This is a genomic window from Streptomyces marokkonensis (assembly GCF_008312835.1).
Classification (GTDB): domain Bacteria; phylum Actinomycetota; class Actinomycetes; order Streptomycetales; family Streptomycetaceae; genus Streptomyces; species Streptomyces marokkonensis_A.
In genome coordinates, this window is sequence record NZ_VSKS01000007.1 from 130,401 (window position 1) to 147,689 (window position 17,289).

A 17,289-nucleotide genomic window follows, 5' to 3' on the forward strand; every position below is an offset into this window, starting at 1 on the left:
TGGTCTTCTTCAACGGCAGGCTGAAGGGATCGAGAATGTTCCGCAAGGTGCTGGTCGCCAATCGCGGTGAGATCGCGATTCGGGCGTTCCGCGCGGGCTACGAACTGGGCGCCCGAACCGTCGCCGTCTTCCCCCACGAGGACCGCAACTCGCTGCACCGCCTGAAGGCGGACGAGGCGTACGAGATCGGCGAACCGGGTCACCCCGTGCGGGCCTATCTCTCCGTGGAGGAGATCGTGCGCGCCGCGCGACGGGCGGACGCCGACGCCGTCTACCCGGGCTACGGGTTCCTGTCCGAGAATCCGGAGCTGGCCAAAGCCTGCGAAGAGGCCGGCATCACGTTCGTCGGGCCGAGCGCCCGGATCCTGGAACTGACCGGCAACAAGGCGCGCGCCGTGGCCGCCGCCCGTGAGGCCGGCGTACCGGTCCTGGGCTCCTCGGCGCCCTCCACCGACGTCGACGAACTCGTCCGCGCCGCCGACGGCATCGGCTTCCCCGTGTTCGTCAAGGCGGTCGCGGGCGGCGGCGGACGCGGCATGCGCCGCGTGGAGGACCCCGCCCAGCTGCGGGAGGCCATCGAGGCGGCCTCCAGGGAGGCGGCGTCCGCGTTCGGCGACCCCACGGTGTTCCTCGAGAAGGCCGTCGTCGAGCCCCGCCACATCGAGGTGCAGATCCTCGCCGACGGCCAGGGCAACGTCATCCACCTGTTCGAACGGGACTGCTCGGTGCAGCGGCGCCACCAGAAGGTGATCGAACTCGCGCCCGCGCCCAACCTCGACCCCGGGCTGCGCGACCGCATCTGCGCCGACGCCGTGCGGTTCGCCCGGCAGATCGGCTACCGCAACGCCGGCACCGTGGAGTTCCTCCTCGACCGGGACGGCAACCACGTCTTCATCGAGATGAACCCGCGCATCCAGGTCGAGCACACGGTGACCGAGGAGGTCACCGACGTCGACCTCGTCCAGGCGCAGCTGCGCATCGCCGCCGGCGAGACACTCGCCGACCTCGGCCTCTCCCAGGAGAGCGTCACCCTGCGGGGCGCCGCGCTGCAGTGCCGCATCACCACCGAGGACCCGGCCAACGGATTCCGCCCCGACACGGGCCGGATCAGCGCCTACCGCTCGCCCGGCGGCTCCGGCATCCGCCTGGACGGCGGCACCACGCACGCCGGTACGGAGATCAGCGCGCACTTCGACTCGATGCTGGTGAAACTGACCTGCCGGGGCCGGGACTTCGGCGCCGCGGTCGGCCGGGCCCGGCGTGCCGTGGCCGAGTTCCGCATCCGCGGCGTCGCCACCAACATCCCCTTCCTGCAGGCGGTCCTCGACGACCCGGACTTCCAGGCCGGACAGATCACCACGTCGTTCATCGAGCGGCGTCCGGAGCTGCTCACCGCGCGCCACTCCGCCGACCGGGGCACCAAGCTGCTCACCTACCTCGCCGACGTCACGGTGAACAGGCCGCACGGCGAGCGGCCCGAGCTGATCGACCCGATGACCAAGCTGCCGTCACTGCCCGCCGGGGAGCCGCCGGCCGGCTCCCGGCAGCGGCTCGCCGAACTCGGCCCCGAGGGCTTCGCCCGCTGGCTGCGCGCCTCGCCGACCATCGGTGTCACCGACACCACCTTCCGCGACGCCCACCAGTCGCTGCTCGCCACCCGGGTCCGCACCAAGGACCTGCTCGCCGTCGCGCCCGTGGTGGCGCGCACCCTGCCCGAACTGCTGTCGCTGGAGTGCTGGGGCGGCGCCACCTACGACGTCGCCCTGCGCTTCCTCGCCGAGGACCCGTGGGAGCGCCTGGCCGCCCTGCGCGAGGCCGTACCGAACCTCTGCCTGCAGATGCTGCTGCGCGGCCGCAACACCGTGGGCTACACCCCGTACCCGACCGAGGTGACCGACGCCTTCGTCCAGGAGGCCGCGGCCACCGGCATCGACATCTTCCGCATCTTCGACGCGCTGAACGACGTCTCCCAGATGCGGCCCGCCATCGACGCCGTGCGCGAGACCGGCACGGCCGTCGCCGAGGTGGCCCTGTGCTACACCTCCGACCTGTCCGACCCGTCCGAGCGCCTCTACACCCTGGACTACTACCTGCGTCTGGCCGAGCGGATCGTCGACGCGGGCGCCCACGTCCTGGCCGTCAAGGACATGGCCGGCCTGCTGCGGGCCCCGGCGGCGGCGACACTCGTGTCGGCCCTGCGCCGGGAGTTCGACCTGCCGGTGCACCTGCACACGCACGACACCGCCGGTGGTCAGCTGGCCACCTACCTCGCGGCGATCCAGGCGGGCGCGGACGCGGTCGACGGGGCCGTGGCCTCCATGGCGGGCACCACCTCGCAGCCGTCCCTGTCGGCGCTCGTCGCGGCGACCGACCACTCGGAGCGGCCCACGGGCCTGGACCTCCAGGCGGTCGGTGACCTGGAGCCCTACTGGGAGAGCGTCCGCAAGGTCTACGCCCCCTTCGAGGCCGGCCTGGCCTCGCCGACCGGCCGCGTCTACCACCACGAGATCCCCGGCGGCCAGCTCTCCAACCTGCGCACCCAGGCCATCGCGCTCGGCCTCGGCGACCGCTTCGAGGACATCGAGGCGATGTACGCCGCAGCCGACCGGATGCTGGGCCGCCTGGTCAAGGTCACCCCCTCGTCGAAGGTGGTCGGCGACCTGGCCCTGCACCTGGTCGGCGCGGGCGTCTCCCCGCGGGACTTCGAGGAGGAGCCGGGCCGCTTCGACATCCCCGACTCCGTCATCGGCTTCCTGCGCGGCGAGCTCGGCACCCCGCCCGGAGGCTGGCCGGAACCCTTCCGCAGCAAGGCCCTGCGGGGCCGCGCCGAGCCCAAGCCCGTCCAGGAACTGACCGCCGACGACCGCGCCGGCCTGGCGAAGGACCGCCGGCCGACCCTCAACCGGCTTCTCTTCCCCGGTCCCACGCGGGAGTTCGAGACGCACCGCCAGTCCTTCGGCGACACCAGCGTCCTGGACAGCAAGGACTTCTTCTACGGGCTGCGCCCCGGCAAGGAGTACAGCGTCGACCTCGATCCCGGTGTGCGGCTGCTCATCGAACTCCAGGCGGTGGGTGACGCCGACGAGCGCGGCATGCGGACCGTGATGTCCACGCTCAACGGCCAGTTGCGGCCCATCCAGGTCCGTGACCGGGCGGCGGCCTCCGACCTCCCGGTCACCGAGAAGGCCGACCGCGCCAACCCCGGCCACGTCGCCGCGCCCTTCGCCGGTGTGGTGACCCTCGCGGTGACCGAAGGCGACGAGGTGGAGGCCGGCGCCACGGTGGCCACCATCGAGGCGATGAAGATGGAGGCCGCGATCACGGCCCCGAAGGCGGGCACGGTCACCAGGCTGGCGATCAACCGCATCCAGCAGGTCGAGGGCGGTGACCTGCTGGTGGAACTCGCCTGAGCCGGGAGTCGGGAGCCGGCCGGGTCCCCCCGCGGGGGCGGACCCGGCCCGTCGACGCGGCCCCCTGATCCGCCCCCGCTCGGCCGGACGGCCCCTGTCACCTCGCTGTTCCGCGTGGGAAGTCGCCCCGAGCCGATGCCGAACAAGCCTGCGCCGACGAGCTGTGGGAACGTAGATTATGCGTTGGCCAAGACAGCCCTCGAACGACTACGGACGGTACTCATGACCGACCCTGCCGCGGCGCCCGGATCAGCGCTTCAGAAGATCGACACCTCGGTGCCGCACTCGGCCCGCATATGGAACTACTGGCTGGGCGGGAAGGACAACTACCCCGTCGACGAAGAGGCCGGTGACGCCTACACCGCCGTCTTCCCCGGCATCGTCACCATCGCCCGCAGCAGCAGGGCCTTTCTGCAGCGCAACATCACCTATCTCGCCGCCGAGCAGGGCATCCGGCAGTTCCTGGACATCGGCACCGGCCTGCCCACGGCAGACAACACCCACCAGGTCGCCCAGCGGATCGCCCCCGAATCCCGGATCGTCTACGTCGACAACGACCCCATGGTCCTGGCCCACGCCCGCGCGCTGCTCTACTCCACCCCGGAAGGGGCGACGGCGTACGTCGACGCGAATGTCCTGGACCCGGACCGCATCCTGGAGGCCGCGGGGCAGACGCTGGACTTCCAGCGTCCCACCGCCCTGATCCTCAGCAACATCCTCGGCCACATCGCGGACTACGACCAGGCACGCTCCATCGTCACCCGGCTGATGGCCGCACTGCCGTCCGGCAGCTACCTCTCCATCAACGACGGCTCGCGCGGCGTCGACCCCGTCTTCGAGCAGGCCCAGGACGCCTACAACGAGAGCGGCGCCGTCCCCTACAACCTGCGGACCGTCGACGAGATCACGGGGTTCTTCGACGGGCTGGAACTCGTCGAACCCGGCGTCGTCTCGGTGCAGCTGTGGCGTCCCGGCACCACCTCGCCCACGCCGGAGACCATCGCCGAGCACGGCGGCCTCGCCCGCAAGCCCTGACGTAATCCGCTGGACAACACCCGCGCCGGCCGGAAGCGTTGGCGCAATGGAGCAGGAGGAGATCTGGACCGCGGACGCCGCCCGGCGTTATGACACGCCCGGGACCGGCATGTTCGCGCCCGAGGTACTGGGACCGGCCGTGGACCTGCTGGCCCGGCTCGCGGGGGAGGGGGCGGCCCTCGAGTTCGCCATCGGCACGGGCCGGGTGGCCGTTCCGCTCGCAGGCCGCTCCGTGTCCGTCACCGGCATCGAGCTGTCCCGGCCGATGGTGGAGCAACTGCGCACCAAGGCCGACGAGTCGGTGATCCCGGTGGTCATCGGGGACATGGCGACCTCGACCGCCCCCGGCGAGTACAGCCTCGTCTACCTCGTGTACAACACGATCTCCAACCTGCTCACCCAGGCCAGGCAGGTCGAGTGCTTCCGCAATGCCGCCCGCCACCTGGGGCCCGGCGGGCGGTTCGTGGTCGAGCTCTGGGTTCCCGAGCTGCGCAAGCTCCCGCCGGGACAGAAGGCCACGGTCTGGGAGTCCGCCCCGGGCCACATCGGCCTGGACACGTACGACGTCCTGCGCCAGCACGTCGTCTCGCACCACTTCCGGTTCGACGACAGCGAGCGGGCCCGGTTGTTCCGCAGCCCTCACCGCTACATCTGGCCGGCCGAACTCGATCTCATGGCCCAACTGGCGGGCTTTCAGCTGGAATCCAGGCACGCGGACTGGAACGGCGCCCCGTTCACCGCGGATTCACGCTCGCACGTCTCCGTCTACCGGCTCCCTCCCGCCCAGTAGGGGCGCGGCGGCCGGCGCCACACCCGTGTCATCGGGAGAAGGCTGCCCACGCGGCAGACTTTGAACTCATCGATGACAAAGTATGGACGAGTTGAGCAGAAGTCTCCTAGCGTGTCGGCCGCAACCGTTGACGGTTCGCCCATTCGGCACCGGAGTTATCCGGCCCTCCGGTCGACTCAGCAGGAGGAAGCATGGACGCACGGCTGTACCGGCGTGCCCGAAGATGTCTGACAGGACTTGTCGTCGGCACGTTCGTCGCGGGAGGGCTGTGGGTGTCGCCCACGGCGTCTGCCCGGCCGGGCTCCGCACCGCGGGCCGATGTGCCGCCTCAGGAACCCGGTGTCACCCTGCGGGTCTTCGACGTCCAGGTCCCGCTCGAGAAGATCTGCACCCTCAAACCCGGACAGACTCCGAACGTCGACAGGTTGATGCCGGTCGTCGACTGGAAGTCACCCGACGACTTCGGCGGGTTCGGCGACAACTTCGTCACCCAGGTCACCGGCAACATCCATGTGCCGGCCGACGGTTCGTACACCTTCCGGCTGACGAGCGACGACGGTTCGCGGCTGCTGATCGACGGCCGGCCGGTCATCGACCACGACGGGCTGCACGGCGCCGAGCCCAAGGACGGCACCGTCCAGCTCACCGAGGGCATGCACTCCTTGCGCATCGACCACTTCGAGCGCGGCGGCGGGGAACAGCTCACCCTCGCCTGGCAGCCGCCGGGAGCCGACGGCTTCGCGACCGTGCCGAACACGGCACTGAGCACCGACGCCGGGGTGGTCCGGGTGACCGCCCCGGGCCGCAAGGAGTGCGAGGGCATCGCCGACTCGCCGGGCGACGGCCTCCCGCTGAACGCGGTGCGCCCCGACCACACCCTCACCGACCTGCGCCCCGAGGGCTTCGAACCGCAGGTCACCGGCATGGACTGGCTGCCCGACGGCCGGCTGGTGGTGAGCACCTGGGGCGGCACCGACAACACCGCCGGCGAGGTCCACGTCATCGAGAACGCCACCGGCACCACGGGCCCCGGCAAGGTGAAGGCCAAGAGGATCGCCGAGGGCCTCAAGGAGCCGATGGGTCTCAAGGTCGTCGACGGCACCGTCTTCGTCTCCCAGAAGCACGAGCTGACGGAGCTCGGCGACAGTGACGGCGACGGCGTCATGGACAAGTCCAAGACCATCGCCACCTGGCCGTACGGCGGCAACTTCCACGAGTTCGCCTTCGGACTGCTGTACCGCGACGGCTACTTCTATCTGAACCTGTCCGTCGCCATCAACTACGGCGGGGCGACCACGGACCCGCAGCCGGCTCCCGGCCGCGGCACCACCGTCAAGGTGAACCGGAAGACCGGCAAGGTCAGTTACGTCGCAGGAGGACTGCGCACCCCGAACGGCATCGGCTGGGGGCCCGGCGGTGACATCTTCGCCACCGACAACCAGGGCGGCTGGCTCCCTTCGTCGAAGCTGGTCCACATCAAGCAGGACCGCTTCTTCAACCACTACACCACCCCCGCGGGCCCCTTCGACTCCGAGCCGGTGACCCAGCCGGTGCTCTGGCTCCCGCAGAACGAGATCGCCAACTCGCCCAGCACACCGCTCCACCTGACCAAGGGCAGGTTCAAGGGGCAGATGCTGTTCGGTGACGTCACCTACGGCGGTCTCCAGCGCGCCTACCTGGAGAAGGTCAAGGGCCAGTACCAGGGTGCCGTCTTCCGCTTCACCCAGGGCCTCGAAGCCGGCGTCAACCGGATCACCATGGGTCCCGACGGCGCGATCTACGCGGGCGGTCTGGGAGCGGACGGCAACTGGGGCCAGGAGGGCAAGCTCCGGTACGGCCTCCAGAAGCTGACGCCGAACGGCGGCAACACCTTCGACATCCAGGCCATGCGGGTGAAGAAGGGCGGCTTCGAGCTGGAGTACACCCAGCCCTTGTCGCAGGAGACCGCTGACAACCTTGTCAGCCATTACGAGGCCGAGCAGTGGCGCTACACCCCGACGCGTGACTACGGCGGCCCCAAGATCGCTGAGGAGACACTGGAGGTGACCTCGGCGAAGCTGTCGGACGACCGCAAGAAGGTGACCCTGGCCATCGAGGGACTCAAGCCGGGACGCGTCGTGCACGTGCGGTCCCCGCGCCCGTTCAGCTCGGCGTCGGGCGAGACCCTGTGGAGCACCGAGGCCTGGTACACGCTCAACGCCATGCCGGGCAAGCAGCCCGAACAGGGCCCGCTGTACGAGGCCGAGGAGGCGTCCCTGACCGGGGCGGCCGGCATCGACACCGACCACAGGGGCTACTCCGGCAGCGGCTTCGTCGACCGGTACGGCACCCAGGGCGCCGCCACGGCCTTCGACGTCGAGGTGGACCGGAGCGGAACGTACGACCTGGGGCTGCGCTACTCCAACGGCCCGGACCCCTTCCGGGGCACCAAGTCCCTGTCCGTGTACGTCAACGGACGGAAGGTGAGGCAGACCGAGTTCCGCAGCACCGGGGACTGGGACACCTGGTCGACGCAGACCGAGGCCCTGCGCCTGCGGGCCGGGCACAACACCGTCGCCTACCGGTACGACGAGGGCGACACCGGCCACGTCAACCTCGACCTCCTCACCGTCGACCCGCACGGCAGGCCGATCGGCCTGCTCGACGGCGACGGGCTCGAGCGGTGGCAGCACACCGACGGACGCCCGGTGGAGTGGCCGGTCGACGGCGGGGCGGCGGAGGTCTGCTGCGGCGACATCCGCACCAAGAACAGCTTCGACGACTTCAAGCTGCACGTGGAGTACTGGCTGCCGAAGCTGCCCCCGGACGTGACCGGCCAGGACCGCGCCAACAGCGGCGTCTACCTCCAGGACCGCTACGAGATCCAGATACTGGACTCCTACGGCGACACCACGCCCGACACCAACGAGGCGGGAGCGATCTATCTGAAGAAGGCCCCCGACGCGAACGCCGCCACGGCGCCCGAAACCTGGCAGTCGTACGACATCGTCTTCCGCGCCGCACGCTACGACGCCGAGGGCGACAAGACGGCCGACGCGCGGGTCACCGTGGTGTGGAACGGCAAGAAGATCCACGACGACGTCGCGATCGACGGTCCGACGGGAGGCGGAGCGCCCGAGGGTCCCGCGGCCGGGGCCATCCGGCTGCAGGACCACGGGAACGCGGTGCGCTACCGCAACATCCGTGTCGAACCGCTCGGTTAGCGCGCGGTGACCGGGCCCGGCGTCCTGTCGTCCGAAGCGGACGACGGGGCGCCGTTCTCCTCGTCCCCGGCGGTGTGCGCACCGCGCGGCCGGTCATGCCGAAGGCGGTCAGGGCGGCGGCGACGGCCGCCACGACGCACACCAGGTGGGCGGTGCTGAAGCCGCTGCCCAGGGCCTCCAGGGTGACGCCGTGCGCGGCGGAGCCCGGGGCGCCGGGCGGGAGGCTGTTCACGGCGGTGGGGCCGCCGGCGGAGGCGATCTCGCGTGGCGCGGCCGCCTGTCCTCCGTTCAGGCCCGCGCCGGGCAGGTTCGCCGTGAACGCCGAGCCGGCGCCGCCGAGGGCGAGCGTCATTGCTTGTTCTACCTGGCCTGGACGTCGGGGCTGGTGCTGCCGTTCACCACACGCGGGACGGCGCAGGGGGAGTAGCCGCCCGAAACGCCCGGACGGCGAAGCCGGAGGGCGAGTGTCGGTGCCCGGTGGCACGCTGAGGCCAAAGCGAATCTGCGAAAGGACACCGCGGTGATCACCACTGACTTCGCCCCCGGCTCCCCCTGCATGCTCGACCTCGGGGTCCCCGACGTCCGGGCCGCGGCGGCCTTCTACGGCGCGGTCCTCGGCTGGGACTACGAGGCCATGGGGGACGGGGAGGACGTCGAAGGCGGGATGTTCCGCAAGGACGGCAAGATGGTCGCCGGGCTCGGCAAGCTCACCGAGGAGGGCGCGCGTCCGGCCTGGATGATCTACTACACCGTCACCGACGCGGACGCCGTCACCCAGGCGGTGGAGCGCGCCGGCGGCACGGTGCGGGTGGCGCCGATGGACCTCGACCAGTGGGGCCGGATGGCGCAGTACAGCGACCCGCTGGGCGGTCAGTTCGCCGTCTGGCAGCCGGGGGAGAGCAAGGGCGTCGACCTGGTGGACCAGCCGGGCTCGCTGTCCTGGACGGAGCTCTACACCAGCGACGCGGCGGCCGCGAAGGAGTTCTACGGCAGCGTCCTCGGCTGGCAGTTCAGCGACATGGAGATGCCGGGCGGCGAGGGCACGTACACCATGATCACCCCGGCCGGGCTGCCCGAGGAGCGCATGCACGGCGGCCTCATGGAGGTCGGCAAGGAGGGTCTCGCCCTGGCCGGCGGGCGGCCCTACTGGCACCCGGTCTTCAACGTCACCGACTGCGACGCGGCGGTGGCCGAGGTCACCGCCAACGGCGGCACCGTGCAGATGGGGCCGGTGGACGCGGAGGGCGTCGGCCGGATGGCCGTCTGCCTCGACCCGTACAACGCGGACTTCGTGGTGCTCATGCCCGCCCAGAGCTGAACGCCGGGGTTGCCGGGCCGGCCGTCACCGGGCCGATCGCTGCGCGTACACCTCGATCTCGATCTTCATACGGGGATCGGCGAGACCGCACACCAGCATGGTGGCGGCCGGCCGGACGCCGCCGAAGAAGCGGCGCAGGACCGGCCAGCAGGGCTCGAAGTCGGCCCGGTCGGGCAGCAGATAGCGCACCCGCACCACATCGGCGAAGGTGCACCCCGCCTCGGTCAGCGCGGTCCCGATGTTGCGCAGGCACTGCTCGGCCTGTTCCACCACGTCCTCGGAGATGGTCATGGTGGTGTAGTCGAACCCGGTCGTGCCGGACACATGCACCTCGTCGCCGTGCACCACGGCGCGGGCATAACCGATCTGCTCCTCGAACGTCGAGCCGCTGAGGATCGCGCGTCGCTGCGTCATACGCCGCACGCTAGGTGACCAGCGCTGACATGTTCAATACGGCGGCGCGGCCCGACGCCGTCGGGGACATCGCCGAGGACCCGCACCCGCGGGGGTCTAGCCGGCCGGGTGCAGGACCCGCAGGGCGTCCAGTACCTCCTGGTCGGAGACCTCGTGGAAGTCGTCGTACCACTCACCCACGGAGCCGAGCCGCTCCGGCCGGTGCAGGGCGACGACGTCATCGGCCTCGTCCCGCAGCGCCGCGGCGGTCCGCGGGGAGCACACCGGCACCGCCAGTGTCAGGCGCAGCGGACCACCGCGCCGCACGTGCCGCAGGGCGGCACGGGCCGTGATCCCCGTAGCCAGTCCGTCGTCCACGACCACGACACTGTGACCGCGCACGTCCCCGGCGGCGCGGCCCCCGCGGTACACGTGCTCACGCCGGTGCACCTCGACGCGGGCCCGGGCCACCTCGGAGCCGAGTTTGTCCTCGGACAGGTGCAGGGCGTGCAGTCCCGTGCGGTCGAACACCGGCGGGTCGTCCCCGGCGACCGCTCCGATGCCCACCTCGGGGGACCCGGGCACCCCGATCCTGCCGACGACGAGAACGTCCATCGGGACGGCCATGGCACGGGCGATCTCCACCCCGACCGGGACGCCGCCGCGCGGCAGCGCCAGCACGGTCACATTCGCGAGATCGCCGCTGCTCGCCCACTCCAGCATCCTGACGGCCAGCTCCTGTCCGGCCTCCTCACGGCTTCGGAATCGCACGGCTCGCTCCCTTCCTCGGCCCCCCGGGCCGGGTAACCGCCGGTGTCCCCGCCACTCACCCCGCGCCGCCCCACCGGAGCCGGCGCGCGCGGCCGGGCCCGGGGCGTTGCGGCACAGTGGAGGGATGAACGCACACGACGAGAAGCTGCTGACCGGGGCACGCGTGGCGACCAGACTCCCCACCCGGGACCTGGGCCGCGCGCGCCGCTTCTACGCCGAGCGGCTCGGCCTGGAGCCCGTCGACGAACGCCCGGGCGGCCTGCTGTACCGGTCCGGGGGCGCGGAGTTCGTCCTGTTCCAGTCGACGGGAGAGTCTCCGGGCACCTTCACCCAGATGGCGTTCGAGGTCGACGACCTCCAACGCGTCGTGACGGAGCTCAAGCGGCGCGGAGTGGTGTTCGAGGAGGTCGACACCCCCGGGTTCCGCACCGTCGACGGCATCGCCGAGATCGACGGCAACTACCCGACCAAGGGTGCCCGCGGCGAACGCGGGGCCTGGTTCCGCGACAGCGAGGGAAACCTGCTGGGCGTGGGCGAGCCGGTCGACTGAGCGCGGACGACCGGCCCGGGCGGGGCGGCGCGCGTGCCGCGCGCGGAGTCTCAGCGGTCCTGGGACAGGCGCAGGAGATCGGCGAAGGTGCCGTCGGCGTGGGTGAGGTCGTCGTAGGTGCCGCGTTCGGTGATGCGGCCCCGCTCCATGACGACGATGTGATCGGCGATCCTGGTGTTCTCCAGACGGTGTGTGACGACGATGGTGATGCGGTCGCCCGAGATCGCCTTGATCTTCTCGAAGATGCCGTGCTCACCACGCGGGTCCATCTGGGAGGTGGGCTCGTCCAGGATCAGCAGGGGCGGGCGCCGGTACAGCGCCCGGGAGCAGGCAAGACGCTGCCACTGGCCGCCGGAGAGTTCGGCGCCGCCGAAGATCTCGCGGGCCAGGAGGGTGTCGAGGCCGGCGGGCAGGTCGTCGATGGCCTCGCGCATCCCGACCGCGTCCACGGCCTCCCAGACCTCCCGGTCGTCGGTGCTTCTGGGCTGTCCCAGCGTCACGTTCTCCCGCGCCCGCAGGGGCCACTGGGCGAAGATCTGCGGCACGAGACCGGTGCAGTTCCACACCGTGGCCGGATCGGCGTGCGCGATGTCGGTGCCGTTCCAGGTGATCCGGCCCTTGTCCGCCAGGTAGATGCCGGTGATCAGGCGGGTCAGGGTGCTCTTGCCGGACCCGTTCACGCCGACCACGGCGAGGATCTCCCCTCGCCGCAGGGTCAGGGACACCCCGTCGACGGCGGGCCTGTCCTTGCCGGGGTACGTGTACGTGGCCTCCTCCAGCCGGATCTCCTCCACCGGGGCACGCGCGGCCTCCGGGCCCCGCTTCGGTGCCCGCCGGGCGGCGTCGTCGAAGAACGCCTGCATGTCGCTGAGGTACAGGCTGGTGTGGAACACCGCGGCGCCGTTGACGACGACCTGCGACAGCGCCGCCAGGGTCGTCTGGACAGCGACGACGGCCGTGGCGGCGATCGCCGGTTCGATCCGGCCGGTGACGGCGAGCCAGGCGAGCATCCCCCAGGTGGCCGCCAGGAACGCTCCACCGGCGAGGGACGACAGCAGGGCGATGCGCAGCGTGCGGGGAGCCGCGGCCAGGGACCGCTGGTCGACCCGCTCCGAGAGGGCGCGGTACCAGTACAGGATGTAGTCCGTCATGCCGTTGGCGCGGACCTCGTCACCGTACTTCGGCGTGGTCGCCCACCAGCGCGTCATCCCGCGGACGTTGCGGTCCGCGACGTTCGCGTAGTGGATCTCGTAGTCGACGCGCGCGGTGAGGACGGCTCCCGCACCGGCCGGGGCCACGGCCAGAAGGAGCAGGGGCAGCATCAGGGGGTTGAGCACGGAAAGGACACCCCCGGCCGTGATCATCTTGATCAGGGCGGCCATGAAGCGCTGCGCGTCCATGACCATGACGTGCGTGCGGGTCACGCCCATCTCCGCCGCCTCCTGACGGTCGGAGAAGCCGTCCGTGGCGTACGCCGCCGCCTCGACCCGGCAGACCGACTCGACCAGTGCCGAGTCGGTCGCCGTCGTCAGCCGTGGCGTGATCCGCCGCTCGGCGTACTCGGCCACGGCCACCGACGCACGCGTGAGGGCACTCGCCACCGCCACGACGGCGAGCGCGGGCAGGGCTTCGTGCAGGCGGTCCGCGACCGTTCCCGCGCCCAGGAGGGGGCCCATCGCCCGGGCGGTCGCCGCCAGCAGCACCGCGGCGGACACTCCGGTGACCAGCTGGCAGGTGAGGAGCAGGAGCACTGCTCCGCGGTCGGTGCGCCAGGCCATGGCCGTGATCCGGCGCAGCACGGAGGGAAGCCGGGAGCACAGGGCCCCGAAGCCGACCTGGCCGAGCGGGTTGACCGAGTAGTGGCCGGAGTACGTCATCTCGGCGGGCGGCGGAGGCGGGACGGCGCGGGCGGTCGTGTGAGTCAACGGCACTTCTCCCTGCGGAGTGGGTGGGTGAAGGCGACGGCACGGGAATCAACGAGACCGGGCGCGATATCGAACACAGGTGTTTCGGACGAAGCGCATTCCGTGCGGGGACGCGGTGACCGGCACCGGACCGTGCGTCGGCCCTTGGTGGGCCGAGGACCCGGGTGCGCGGCCGGGTGGCCGAAACGCCGTCGCCGATGCCTGCGTGACGCATGGGATTCGGCGCACGGACGTCCGGACCCGGGACTCGCGGACGGAAGCTGACCGCAAGTCCTCCTACGGTCCTCCCATGACACAGACCCAGAAGATCCTTGTCACCGGCGCCACCGGAACCGTCGGCCGCCAGGTCGTCGCCGGACTGCTCGCCCGCGGCCACGAGGTACGCGCCCTCACCCGGGATCCGGCCGGGGCCGGCCTGCCGGGGGAGGCCGAGGTGGTGCGGGGCGACCTGACCGCGCCCGACAGCCTGGTTCCGGCGCTGGAGGGCGTCACCGGCCTTCATCTGATCACCTTCGGCGGGGCCTCTTTCACCCCGCTGGAGACCGGTCAGCGGATCATGGAGGCGGCCCGGGCGGCCGGTGTACGGCGGGTCACCGTGCTGCACGGGGGCGGGCCGTCCCCGCTGGAGGACGCCGTGCGCTCCGAAGACGGTGTGGACTGGACCGTACTCATGCCGGTCGAGTTCATGGCCAACGCCCTGGAGTGGGCCGACGGCATCGTCGCGTCGGACGAGGTGCGCGAGCCGTTCGTCTCCCGGCTCAGTGCCATGGTGCACGAGGGCGACATCGGCGCCGTCGCCGCGGTCGCGCTCACCGAGGAGGGGCACGGCGGCCGGGAGTACGTGCTCACCGGACCCGAACTGCTGACCGTCGGCGACAAGGTGGCCGCGATCGCCGCCGCCCGGGGGCGGGCCGTCTCCCTGGTCGAGCTGACCGAGGAGGAGGCCGTGGCGCAGTGGCGGGCGGCGGGCCACCCGGAGGACGTGATCGGCTTCCTGCTCGAGGCGTACGGGAACACGCCGGAGGTCGGTCGCACGGTCGTCGACACCGTCGAGAAGGTCACCGGCCGCCCGGCCCGCACCTTCACCGAGTGGGCGACGGAGCACGCGAGCGCCTTCACGGCGACGGCCGGCGCGGGCACGGCATAAGCCCTTCACGGAGCAGGGGCCGGACGGGCGGGAAGGCCGCCGCACCGGGGACGGCCGCGTCCGGCCCCCGCCCGGGCATGACGCCTGAGGTAATCGACCCGCTCCCGGTTCCTCCGGCAGTATCGGGCACGTCAGGCAGACCCCGCGCCGGGGCCCGCCGCAGCCTTGAGGAGAGCGTCATGTCCATCCATTCCGCCACCGCCGCGCCCTCCGACGCCGAGCACACCCGGAGCGTCGTGGGGGAGTTCCTCGCTGCCCGGGCGGCCGGGGACATCGGACGGCTCGTCGCGCTCTTCGCCGACGAGGTCGACTGGCTGCTCGCCGAGAATCCCGCCGTTCCGTGGATCCGCCCGCGCTCCACCGCCGCCGAATGCGCGGCCCAGCTGACGGAGTTGATGGAGCACACCGTGCCCGAGGACGCGCGGGCCTCGGTCGACACCTTCCTCGTCGACGGGAAGGACGCCGTCCTGATGGGGCATCTGTCGGGGACGGTACGGGCGACGGGACGGTCCTTCCAGGGCCCGTTCGCCCTGCGTGTCACCGTGGAGGACGGCCGGATCACCCGGCACCACCTCTACGAGAACAGCCTGTCCGTCGCCGAGGCCTGCGCCACTCCCTGAGGGCCGGCGCCCGGCTCAGCCGAGGAGCCCGGCGACCATGGCGGCGAACTCGTCCGGGGTGGCGAGGCGGACACCGAGCTGTTCCGCCTTGGCGCGCTTGGAGCCGGCGCCCTCGCCCGCGACCACGAGGGTGGTCTTCCTGGAGACGCTGGAGGAGGAGCGTCCGCCGGCCCGTTCGACGAGTTCGTTCATCTCGTTGCGGGAGAGCTTCTCCAGGCTGCCGGTCATCGCGCCGGTCACCACCACCGTCATCCCGTCCAGCGGACCACCCGCCGCCGGCACGGCGGTCCGGTCGTCGCCGTCGGAAGCGGCGTCGGCGGGCGGTGGCGGAGTGGCACCGGGCTCGGTCATGTTGACGCCGACGGCCGCGAGTCTGTCGATGAGCGGGGCCAGTTCGGCCAGCTCCGCCACGATCGACGGCGCCTTCTCCGCGCCGATGCCGTCGACCTGCTGCATGGCGTCGGCATCGGCCGCGCGGATGTGGTCCATGGTGGCGAAGTACCGGGCGATGCGCCGTGACATGGACCGTCCGGTGCCCCGGACACCCAGCGCGCACAGCACCCGGGAGAGCGGCTGCCGCTTGGCCTCGGCGATCGCGGCCAGCAGATTGTCGGTGCTCGTTTCCCCCATCCGCTCCAGGGCCAGCAACTGGTCGCGCCGGAGCGTGAACAGGTCGGCGAGATCGGCGACCAGGCCCGCCTCGACGAGCTGGACGACACGGGTGGCGCCCAGGCCCTCGATGTCGAGCTGGTCGCGGCCCGCGGCGTAGGCGAGGGAGGCGACCAGGTGGCAGTTGCGGCCCTGGGCGCACCGCCAGCGTTCCTCGCCCGTGTCGATGTCCGAACCACAGCGCGGACACTGCGCCGGGAAGTCGACCGGCCGCTCCTCGCCCGTGCGCAGATGGGCGACCGGGGCCTCGATCCGGGGGATGACGTCGCCCGCCCGGTGCACCATGACGTGGTCGCCCAGACGCAGGTCGCGGCGGGTGATGTCGGCCGGGTTGTGCAGGGTGGCGTAGGTGATGGTGGAACCGTCGATGACGACCGGCTCGAGGACGCCGCGCGGCGCGATGATGCCGGTGCGCCCGACGTTCCACTCCACGTCCAGCAGGCGGGTGATCTTCTCCACCGCCGGCAGTTTGTAGGCGATCGCCCAGCGGGGCGCGCGGGAGCCCGACCCGGCGGCCTCCCGGTCGGCGGCGAGGTCGGCCTTGACGACGATCCCGTCGATGCCGAAAGGCAGTTCGGCGCGCAGCGCGGCGATCTCCTTCACGCGGACCAGGACCTCGTCGGGGGTCTCGGCGACGGTGTCCGGCACCGCGGTCCGGGCGCTGGTGTGCACCCCCAGCTCCGCGGCCAGGGCCATCAGGTCGCTGTGCGCCATCCCGTTCATCCGTTCCGCCAGGGCGGAGTCGGTGCCGGGCAGCGGCAGGAGCCCGTAGCCGAAGAACGTCATCGGTACCGTGTAGACGCGCTCCCTGGCCCGCAGGGTGCCCGCGGCCGCGTTGCGCGGGTTGGCGAACGGCTGCCCGCCGTGACCCGTGCGTACCTCGTTGGCGTGCTCGAACTGGGCGGAGGTCATGAGGACTTCGCCGCGGACCTCCACGGTGACCGGCTCGTCCAGCTTCTCGGGCAGCCCTTCGATGGTGCCGATGGCGTGCGAGACGTCCTCCCCGGCCGTCCCGTCCCCACGGGTGATCAACTGGCGCAGCCGGCCGCCGCTGTAGCGGGCGGCGATCGCCAGCCCGTCCAGCTTGGGGCCCACACTGAAGCGTGTCGCGTCACGGCCGGTCCGGCGCGCCAGTGAGGCGGTCCAGGCGGTGAACTCCTCGGCGGAGAACACGTTGTCGAGGCTGAGCATCGGCACCGTGTGCGGGACGTCGCCCACCGCCGCCCCGCCGGCGACCTTCCCGGTGGGGGAGTCGGGCAGTATCCGGCCGGGATGCTCCGCCTCCCAGTCGGCGATCCCCCGGACCAGCCGGTCGTACGCGTCGTCGTCCAGCGGCGAGGTTCCTCCCCCGTAGTAGGCGGCGGCCGCACGGACGGCGTCCTCGACCGCCTGCGCGTAGGCGGCGCCATCGACGATCACTGCTGCAGGTGTTGTCATGCCCCGCATCCTGCCGCCCAC

At 71.7% G+C, this 17,289-nt stretch carries 12 protein-coding genes; 8 read left to right on the forward strand and 4 right to left on the reverse strand.

All coding sequences use genetic code 11. From position 1 onward, the window contains the following. Positions 1–35 precede the first annotated feature (35 nt). The 5 genes from F1615_RS14540 to F1615_RS14560 all read left to right on the forward strand — a co-directional run bounded on the left by F1615_RS14540 (position 36) and on the right by F1615_RS14560 (position 9,756). Complete coding sequence (locus tag F1615_RS14540) at positions 36–3,410, forward strand: pyruvate carboxylase (RefSeq protein ID WP_149549386.1); 3,375 nt, start codon at positions 36–38, stop codon at positions 3,408–3,410. Between the two features lie 222 nt (positions 3,411–3,632). Beyond that, positions 3,633–4,445 (forward strand): SAM-dependent methyltransferase, encoded by an 813-nt coding sequence (locus F1615_RS14545; protein ID WP_149549387.1) that lies wholly within the window; start codon positions 3,633–3,635, stop codon positions 4,443–4,445. A 46-nt stretch (positions 4,446–4,491) separates the two neighbouring features. Beyond that, positions 4,492–5,235, forward strand: coding sequence for a class I SAM-dependent methyltransferase (locus tag F1615_RS14550; RefSeq protein ID WP_149549388.1), 744 nt, complete (start codon positions 4,492–4,494; stop codon positions 5,233–5,235). A gap of 191 nt (positions 5,236–5,426) precedes the next feature. Next, complete coding sequence (locus F1615_RS14555) at positions 5,427–8,438, forward strand: family 16 glycoside hydrolase (protein WP_149549389.1); 3,012 nt, start codon at positions 5,427–5,429, stop codon at positions 8,436–8,438. 520 nt (positions 8,439–8,958) lie between these two features. Next, the gene (locus F1615_RS14560; protein ID WP_149549390.1) at positions 8,959–9,756 is read left to right on the forward strand and encodes a VOC family protein; all 798 of its coding nucleotides are present in this window, start codon (positions 8,959–8,961) and stop codon (positions 9,754–9,756) included. Between the two features lie 24 nt (positions 9,757–9,780). On the opposite strand, the gene F1615_RS14565 is transcribed toward F1615_RS14560, so the two are convergent. Together F1615_RS14565 and F1615_RS14570 are read right to left on the reverse strand one after the other, a co-directional pair. Then, positions 9,781–10,170, reverse strand: coding sequence for a RidA family protein (locus tag F1615_RS14565; protein ID WP_149549391.1), 390 nt, complete (start codon positions 10,168–10,170; stop codon positions 9,781–9,783). 96 nt (positions 10,171–10,266) lie between these two features. Next, entirely contained in the window at positions 10,267–10,920 is a 654-nt protein-coding gene (locus F1615_RS14570) for a phosphoribosyltransferase (protein ID WP_149549392.1), read from the reverse strand. Between the two features lie 124 nt (positions 10,921–11,044). On the opposite strand from F1615_RS14570, the gene F1615_RS14575 reads away from it, so the two are divergent. Further along, positions 11,045–11,470: a VOC family protein gene (locus F1615_RS14575; RefSeq protein ID WP_149549393.1), complete on the forward strand. Its 426-nt coding sequence runs from the start codon at positions 11,045–11,047 to the stop codon at positions 11,468–11,470. Between the two features lie 50 nt (positions 11,471–11,520). On the opposite strand, the gene F1615_RS14580 is transcribed toward F1615_RS14575, so the two are convergent. After that, positions 11,521–13,347, reverse strand: a complete 1,827-nt coding sequence (locus tag F1615_RS14580) for an ATP-binding cassette domain-containing protein (RefSeq protein ID WP_149549566.1) — start codon at positions 13,345–13,347, stop codon at positions 11,521–11,523. Between the two features lie 337 nt (positions 13,348–13,684). On the opposite strand from F1615_RS14580, the gene F1615_RS14585 reads away from it, so the two are divergent. Both F1615_RS14585 and F1615_RS14590 read left to right on the forward strand, forming a co-directional pair. Next, complete coding sequence (locus F1615_RS14585) at positions 13,685–14,542, forward strand: SDR family oxidoreductase (RefSeq protein ID WP_149549394.1); 858 nt, start codon at positions 13,685–13,687, stop codon at positions 14,540–14,542. A gap of 179 nt (positions 14,543–14,721) precedes the next feature. Continuing rightward, positions 14,722–15,162 (forward strand): nuclear transport factor 2 family protein, encoded by a 441-nt coding sequence (locus tag F1615_RS14590; RefSeq protein WP_149549395.1) that lies wholly within the window; start codon positions 14,722–14,724, stop codon positions 15,160–15,162. Between the two features lie 15 nt (positions 15,163–15,177). Here the strand turns inward: F1615_RS14590 and ligA are convergent, their stop codons facing one another. Next, on the reverse strand, positions 15,178–17,268 hold the full coding sequence (gene ligA, locus F1615_RS14595) for an NAD-dependent DNA ligase LigA (protein WP_167533750.1): 2,091 nt from the start codon (positions 17,266–17,268) through the stop codon (positions 15,178–15,180). Positions 17,269–17,289 lie beyond the last annotated feature (21 nt).